Annotated in this window: 9 protein-coding genes and 1 pseudogene; 7 read left to right on the top strand and 3 right to left on the bottom strand. The window is 56.6% G+C overall.

What is annotated here, in order from left to right; all coding sequences use genetic code 11:
- Positions 1–252: 252 nt before the first annotated feature.
- The 4 genes from ACFOZ5_RS13340 (at position 253) to ACFOZ5_RS13325 (ending at position 1,543) form a co-directional block, all read left to right on the top strand.
- On the top strand, positions 253–564 hold the full coding sequence (locus tag ACFOZ5_RS13340) for a type II toxin-antitoxin system RelE/ParE family toxin (RefSeq protein WP_379888114.1): 312 nt from the start codon (positions 253–255) through the stop codon (positions 562–564).
- Entirely contained in the window at positions 557–844 is a 288-nt protein-coding gene (locus ACFOZ5_RS13335) for a helix-turn-helix domain-containing protein (protein WP_012137897.1), read from the top strand. Before ACFOZ5_RS13340 ends, ACFOZ5_RS13335 begins: the two co-directional genes overlap by 8 nt.
- A gap of 151 nt (positions 845–995) precedes the next feature.
- Positions 996–1,253 (top strand): type II toxin-antitoxin system Phd/YefM family antitoxin, encoded by a 258-nt coding sequence (locus tag ACFOZ5_RS13330; protein ID WP_022992576.1) that lies wholly within the window; start codon positions 996–998, stop codon positions 1,251–1,253.
- The gene (locus ACFOZ5_RS13325) at positions 1,241–1,543 is read left to right on the top strand and encodes a type II toxin-antitoxin system RelE/ParE family toxin (protein WP_379888111.1); all 303 of its coding nucleotides are present in this window, start codon (positions 1,241–1,243) and stop codon (positions 1,541–1,543) included. Before ACFOZ5_RS13330 ends, ACFOZ5_RS13325 begins: the two co-directional genes overlap by 13 nt.
- Positions 1,544–1,610: 67 nt before the next feature.
- On the opposite strand, the gene ACFOZ5_RS13320 is transcribed toward ACFOZ5_RS13325, so the two are convergent.
- Together ACFOZ5_RS13320 and ACFOZ5_RS13315 are read right to left on the bottom strand one after the other, a co-directional pair.
- Positions 1,611–1,928 (bottom strand): CcdB family protein, encoded by a 318-nt coding sequence (locus ACFOZ5_RS13320; protein WP_379888109.1) that lies wholly within the window; start codon positions 1,926–1,928, stop codon positions 1,611–1,613.
- A complete protein-coding gene (locus ACFOZ5_RS13315; RefSeq protein WP_379888108.1) occupies positions 1,928–2,173 on the bottom strand; it encodes a type II toxin-antitoxin system CcdA family antitoxin in 246 nt (81 codons plus the stop codon). The genes ACFOZ5_RS13320 and ACFOZ5_RS13315 overlap by 1 nt, the downstream gene beginning before the upstream one ends.
- A gap of 146 nt (positions 2,174–2,319) precedes the next feature.
- On the opposite strand from ACFOZ5_RS13315, the gene ACFOZ5_RS13310 reads away from it, so the two are divergent.
- The 3 genes from ACFOZ5_RS13310 to ACFOZ5_RS13300 all read left to right on the top strand — a co-directional run bounded on the left by ACFOZ5_RS13310 (position 2,320) and on the right by ACFOZ5_RS13300 (position 4,734).
- On the top strand, positions 2,320–2,724 hold the full coding sequence (locus tag ACFOZ5_RS13310) for a VOC family protein (protein WP_379888106.1): 405 nt from the start codon (positions 2,320–2,322) through the stop codon (positions 2,722–2,724).
- 231 nt (positions 2,725–2,955) lie between these two features.
- Positions 2,956–3,375, top strand: coding sequence for a hypothetical protein (locus ACFOZ5_RS13305; RefSeq protein WP_379888104.1), 420 nt, complete (start codon positions 2,956–2,958; stop codon positions 3,373–3,375).
- 30 nt (positions 3,376–3,405) lie between these two features.
- Positions 3,406–4,734 (top strand): glycoside hydrolase family 3 N-terminal domain-containing protein, encoded by a 1,329-nt coding sequence (locus ACFOZ5_RS13300; RefSeq protein WP_379888102.1) that lies wholly within the window; start codon positions 3,406–3,408, stop codon positions 4,732–4,734.
- A gap of 696 nt (positions 4,735–5,430) precedes the next feature.
- On the opposite strand, the pseudogene ACFOZ5_RS13295 reads toward ACFOZ5_RS13300, so the two are convergent.
- A pseudogene (locus tag ACFOZ5_RS13295) lies at positions 5,431–6,756 on the bottom strand (glucan 1,4-alpha-maltotetraohydrolase domain-containing protein); the annotation flags it as partial.
- Positions 6,757–6,973 lie beyond the last annotated feature (217 nt).

The following is a 6,973-nucleotide window of genomic DNA, read 5'->3' as shown; positions in this document are numbered from 1 at the left end:
CGGCATGATATCAGGAGCAAAAGGGCCGAGAGTGGGCCTTCTGGAAGCCGGTGGTACCGGCCTCCGCAGCCTCCTGGAGCCGAAACGCCTTCCCATGCGCCGGAATCTGGAGAACCGTTCCGTTGACGGGCGGGTCAAAAAATTTAGCAGTCAGGTGCTGGGAAAGGCCCCGAATCGGGTTTTTTCTACAGCCTCGTTACACCTCACTGATCTGGCCTTGACGATAGTACGGCAACGCCGTATATTTTGGTAATGCTATTCATCGAAACTTCAACGTTCACCAAGCTATTGCCGAGCTACCTTACGGATGAGGAATGCCGTGGGCTTCAAACCTACCTTTTGCAGAAGCCGGATGCCGGAGATTTGATCAAGGGATCGGGTGGTGTTCGCAAGGTTCGATGGGCACCAGCGGGTTCTGGAAAGAGCGGTGGCATCAGAGCAATTTATTACTGGAAGAAGTCTGACCACGAGATATGGATGCTCACGCTGTACAGTAAATCAGAGCGCGCCAGCATCCCTGGCCACACGCTCAAGCAGATAGCGGAGGCAATCAAAAATGGGTGACAGGAACCTTGGGGCAGAAATTCTTGATGGTATCAATGAAATCAAGCAGTTCAAGAAGGGCAAATTGGCTCTACGAACCCATGAGCTATCAGAGCCCTCACCGCCTAAAGTGATCAGGCTGAAGTTGAACATGTCGCAATCTGCATTTGCCGGTCTTATGGGCGTGAGTGTGCGAACCCTTCAGGATTGGGAGCAGGGTCGGCGCGAGCCGCAGGGGCCTGCGGTTGCGCTTCTGCGAATTGCTGAGCAACACCCGGAAGTTTTCAATCAGCTCCACTGACCCGAGTGAGGTGTAACCAGGCCATGCACCGGATGCCAAAACCTCCGCTTCGCTCTGGTTTTGCCACCGGTGATGGCGGGCGTTAGCTATGATTGCCTCATCTGAAAAGTGATACTATAGTAACACTATTAGTCTGATTCAGGGTGAGCCCATGAAAGTTGAGCTTGTTACTAACCTCAAGCGCCAAGCCACAAAGATTCTGGCAGATTTGCACTTGTCTAAGGAGCCGATACTGATCACGGAGCATGGTCAGCCATCCGCATACCTTGTTGATGTGCAGGATTATGAGTTTATGCAGCGGCGACTTGAGCTGCTTGAGGGGCTCTCACGGGGAGAGCGCGCTGTACTTGAGGGAAGAACGTACAGTCAGAGTGAGGCCAGGGAGAAAATGAGTAAATGGCTGAAGTAATCTGGACGGAGCCCGCCCTTCAAGAGTTGGATGCCGTCGCCGAGTACATTGCTCTGGATAATCCTGGTGCCGCTAGTCATCTGGTCCAGGAAGTTTTCGATAAGACCGAACGTTTGGGGGACTTTCCCCAATCCGGACGAATTCCTCCAGAGCTCCCTAATTCGGTATACAGGGAGGTAGTGGTTCCACCGTGTCGCATTTTTTATCGTGAGGATGAGCAGCGGGTTTTCGTTCTCTATGTTATGCGAGAGGAGCGGCAGCTTCGTGCGTACATGCTTGGTAGCAGCTAACCAGGCGCGTCACTCGGATGCCTTTGTCTCCGCTTCGCTACGTCAAAGCCACCGGTGCGCTTCGGCGTTAAATGCCGGTGATAGCCAGGTCCAGAGCTCCAAGAATCTGGTCCCTGAAATGTGAGAGGGAGCCAATGGGGGTCTTGAGATGTTTTTCAGGCACGGAGGAAATTTGCGGCGTTAACAGCAAGAGTTCCTGATCGGCAAAGCTGATTCCCGGTGTGAGCCCTTGCATGGCTTCGCCACCGAAGGCAGAGCGTTTGCCTAAAGGGACAACAATGCGAGTGGCCAAATCGCTCAGGAGTCTGCTCTGGATATCCACGAGGTAAGGGTAGTGAGCCTTGCTGATTTTGCTCGGATTGGGGTACACATCGAACTGTGCCATCAGAACTCCCTGAACTCGTCGCCGAAGCATCCGTGTTGCTCGACGAAGTCGTTGTAGCTTCTTATCGCAGCGCGATTTTCCTCAACCCACTGGGCGGCTTTGCGTTTTGAGAGCTCTTCTTTCAGAGCTCGTTCCAGGGTGGCAGACAGGTTAATGTTCAGTTCACGGGTTTTACGCAGCAGATCGCTATTGATTGAGAGATTCGCTGCTTTTTTGGGGGCGGCTGAATCATAGAGTTCGGTCATGAGGGCCTCCAGGTAGATTTTTAATGCGCGGCTTGATGTTATGCGCATAACCATGCGCATTCAAGCGTCTAGCCAATCGCTGTTTTCGGATGCGCCTACGCTGGCGCTCCGTCACGCTGCAAAAGCAAGGTGTCAGGAAGGGAATCATGAAACCGAAAATCAGCATTATTACGCTTGGTGTGGAGGATCTGGAGAGGGCGACCCGGTTTTATGGCGAGGGCCTTGGCCTGCCAAAGTACGACTTTGAAGGTGGTAACATCTCCTTTTTCAGCCTGGAAGGAACATGGTTGGCACTTTACCCTCGCGAAGAGCTTGCCAAAGACATAGGGTTGGCAGTCTCCAGTCAAGGTGGTTTCTCAGGCATTACGTTGGCTCACAATGTGGCGAGCAAGTCAGAAGTTGATGCGGTACTCAGCCAGGCGGTTTCCTCAGGGGCCCGGCTCATCAAACCAGCGAAGGACGTTTTTTGGGGCGGTTACTCTGGTTACTTTCAAGACCCGGAAGTCCATTACTGGGAAGTTGCATACAACCCTTACCAGGACCTGACGTAGTGGCGGAGCAATCAGCCGTGCCTGACCCGACGCATCATTCGGATGCCTTTGTCTTCGGCGCGCTTAAAGTGCCGCACGGCCCCATGCAGAAATGGGTTGATCAGTTATTCATGAATATTCCTGTTGTAGATAGAACCTGATCGAGACGCTTCCATGGGCAGGATCTCTGAAAACCGCCCCTGGATCTGTCGGAAATCTGAAATAGGCCCGAGATCACCAAAAGGAGTTGGGATGTTCAAGTCCAGAAAGATCGAAAGTGCGTCCGATTGGCTGGACGGTGACGGCATCAAGCTATACACCATATCGGCCACCGGTCAGCCGGTGGACACGGCTGCCTATCATGCCAGGTTGGCGGAGGTGAAACTCGCCAGATCCGTTGACTGGGCAAGCACACCTGCCTTTGCCATATTCCACGACGGAGCCGGTATGGCTTACCTGGTGCTGTGCTGGTGGGGCAATGATAATGAACTGTTCAATTCGGTATCCGTCCTCACCGGTGAAGGCTGGGTGGAGGACCCGAGCCGTTTCTCGTTTTGCCTCTGGGATCTGGAAGTGATCTGGCACGAGCGCAACGCCTTCATTGATACGCTTTACAGTGGCAGGCCGGATATTCAGCAATACCGGGCATCCAGGCTTCGACAGGATAACTGACCGGAAAGGTTCCATACACGGAGGTGGGTTGTGAGCACGTTTGGTGCCTATATCGGGTCGGCAATGCTCTTGTTGCTGGCGGTCATTTTCGGCTATTTCGCGCTGGATTGGCGGTCGCCGGATTTCGCCGGTTACCGGGTACTTGCACTGACGGTTGCTTGTGCTGTCGCGACACTTATGGTCGGGCTCGCAGTGACCGCCTGCCGGCGATTACGGGCGGGCCATGCATTGCGTGTTCCGGCGGGTATTACCGTGCTGGCCGGGGCTGTCGGGCTGGCGTCGCTGGTCCTGGTGTTTGCCGCCGAGGGGCGTTTCCAGTGGATGCGGTATGTTGTGCTTAACAGCGACCCGGTGCGTCTGGAAACGCTGGGCCGGCATTTTATTGTGGGTTACCGGGACAGAAGCTACGTTCAGGCCCTGGGCGATCGAAAGGCTGTCGCCGGCTTCTTCATCACCCGCCACAATATCGAGGGGCTGGACGAGACCGCGATCCGGGAGGAGATCCGCTGGCTTCGCGCAGAGCTGGCGGTGGCTGCTCCCCGGCAGGTGTGGATCGCCACGGACCAGGAGGGCGGGGGCGTTGCCAGGCTGTCGCCGCCGTTGCCGGTGCAACCGGCGCTGGGCCAGGTGCTGGAGGAGCTAAGCCCCGGGCAATCTATTGAGTCTGTTGCGTTGGCTTACGCCAGGCGGCAGGCCGAAGGCCTGGCATCCCTGGGTGTTAACCTGAACCTGGCACCGGTAGTGGATGTTGATCATCAGGTGGATAACCCGGCGGACCGCTTCACCCGGATTTCCACCAGGGCCCTCTCGGATGACCCCGAGGTGGTGACCCTGGCAGCAGGGGCTTACTGTCAGGGCCTGGCGGAGGCTGGTGTTCGCTGCACTCTCAAGCACTTTCCCGGCATCGGCCGGGTGTTCCATGACACCCACGTACGGCGCGCTGTGCTTGCGGAATCGCCTGACGTGTTGCAGCAATCGGACTGGGCACCCTTCCGCCGGCTGGCCCACGACGACTCATCCCCCTGGATCATGCTCAGCCATGTGATTCTGCCTGAAATGGACCCCGACCAGCCGGTTTCGACGTCTGCCACCGTGGTACAGGAGCTGTTGAGAAATCAGTGGGATTTCGATGGTGTGCTGATGACCGATGATTTCTGCATGCGCGCCATTCACGACGCGCCCGGTGGCATTGGCCAGGCAACGGTGGATGCGGTGAATGCGGGCGTCGACATGATCCTCATCAGTTATGATCCGGATCAGTATTATTCCGCCATGTATGCATTGCTGAAGGCAGATAAGGAAGGCCGGCTGGATGGGGACAGGCTGGAGCAGAGCCGGGTCAGAGTGGAAAAGGAATGAACATAAGGCCCAAAGGCCTGCTTGTGATTTCGTAAACCACGACTAAAACCCTCCAAGTAGTCAAGGTAAGCCCTGGCAGGGTTGTGCCAAAGGTTGCCAGCGAGGCGGATATCCAGATCCCGGTAGGGTGCCATTGCTTGGACGGATGGCTCGATAGGCCTCCCCCTCATGGAGAACGCGGTCACCGACACTGTAGGCACTGGAAAAAGACCACGCCGAGGGCTCGGGGCAGTCGTTCTTGGCTGTTTCCGGTGTCGTTGTGGTCGAGTTTCTCCCTGGGTCGGAAACTGGATTCGGCTTGGTTGGTGAGTCCGTGGAAAACTGGTCCGGAAGATGGGTGGGTACAGGTTCCCGCTCTGCCTGGCCCTGATCTTTGGAACAGTATGGTGGTGCCTCCAGGCGTTGCCACGCAAACGTCCTCTCCCCTGGTTCCCGACCTTCATGGCGCTCTACGGAGCGATACCAGTCGCTGCGGTAAAACACTACTGCGCCTCGTTCATAGTGGCGGAACGGCACCCAGCTGAGTTCTGACTTGGTGCACATCGGTGTCGCCCTGGCCGGTATGACGACAGGCAGTGCCACCATCAGAAGAGCCAGCGACAGGCATGGCAACGGGCAGCTTTTCATGGAGTATCTCCTCGCTGTGCATGAGCCCGGCAGGCTCACCATCCGGGGCCTGCCGGGAGGCGCCTAGAATGCGCCAGCGGTGGTGGTCCAGATCCGGATTGCCCCGCCGTCGGCGACCATGGCCGAGTGGAAGTCACCGTTGGCGACCTGGCGCGGAGTATCCAGGTTCGAATCCAGAGCCAGGACCAGCTTGCCGTTCGAGCCGGTCACGGTGGCATTCAAACCGGAATAGTCGTTGTGGAATACGATGGGCGATGACGCTTTGATACCGACAGAACGGCGAATATCGATAAGCTGCCGAATCTCGTCATCCAATCCCCATTCATACATATGCGGCCAGAATACCACCGGTGTGCCCGGGCTCGTGAGCGTGTAGGCGTAAGCCTTCTTGCGCTTGCCTTCTGGTAGTGGCCAGTGGTGTTGTCCGCCGTTGGGGCCGGGAGAATAGCCGGTATCGTGGTTGTCGACGAAGGTGACAGCCACTTCGCGCCAGCGTGGGTCCGGGTTGCCGTTAAGGCCATATTGCCAGTCGCGGATACTGGAGTTCTGCATTCGTTCCTTGAGCGCGAAGTCGAAAACGGTGCAATGCGAGCGGTCCGACCAGTCCTTTAGGATATCTTGCCAGCTGGCGTTGTATTGCCAGTCCGATTCCTGGTATTCGTTTGGCGCCTTCCAGAGCTCGCCAACACAGAAGCCTTCATCAAAGGACTGGTTCATCCAGGCATTCACCCGTTCGGGGGCATAGCCACGCACAAAATCAAAGCGTAAACCGCCGGCAAAGTAGTTGGTGCGCAGGTTGGTGAATTCCTCCCGGAACATGCTGTAGATGTCGGGGTGGCCGGTATTCAGGTCGGCCTCACCGCCCATGAATCGGTCCCCGTCGTCACAGTTGTTGGGGATGTTTGAGCCGTAATCCGGGCAGTCCTGGCGCCAGTAGCCCTGGTCTGGGGGGAAGTTGATTTCCTTGGGATCGTAGTTGCGGTTCATGTGGTTGGGGACTACATCGAATACCAGCTTGACGCCGTTCAGGGAAAAGCTGCTGGCGGTGTCTCTTAGCTCGCTTTCGGAGCCGTAGCGACCGTTTTTGTTGAAATCGTGCCAGAAGTAGCCTTCACCACCCCCGTAGGTGCCACTTGTGTCGTCGCTCCAACTGGAAAAATCACGCCAGGAGGGGGGCATCCAGACGGCGGTAAATCCATCTGCGGCGATGGTCGGCGCCATGCTCTCCAGCTTGTTGTACCAGTCGCCAGTGTTGGTGCGGACAACGTTCCAGTGAAAGCCCTGCAGGATGATTTCATCCCCGCCGTCGTAACGAACACCGTTGGGCGAGGTTCCCGTGTTGTCGGCGTTGATAGATGACGAGCCTGCCAGGAGCAGCAGGCCGGTGCCCAGCATCTTCCCCAGGCGTTGGTTGCTTAATGCATACATCGTTGCTCTCCTCATTGTCTTTGTTTTTGAAGCATCCGAGTGCAAAAGCCAGGCACGGACCGCATACGGACGTCCGTGGGCTCCGGATAACCGACTTCATCTCAGCAAGCTGCGGGAGTTGGGGGATCCTCCCTCAGGTGAATGAATTAGGCGTAGCAAAGGGGAGTATGGGCCGACTGGGTGC

Origin of the sequence: Marinobacter lacisalsi, assembly GCF_042651045.1 — a bacterium.
Lineage (GTDB): Bacteria > Pseudomonadota > Gammaproteobacteria > Pseudomonadales > Oleiphilaceae > Marinobacter > Marinobacter lacisalsi.
The sequence above is the reverse complement of the archived record's forward strand: the minus strand, read 5'-3'. Positions and strand labels throughout refer to the sequence as shown.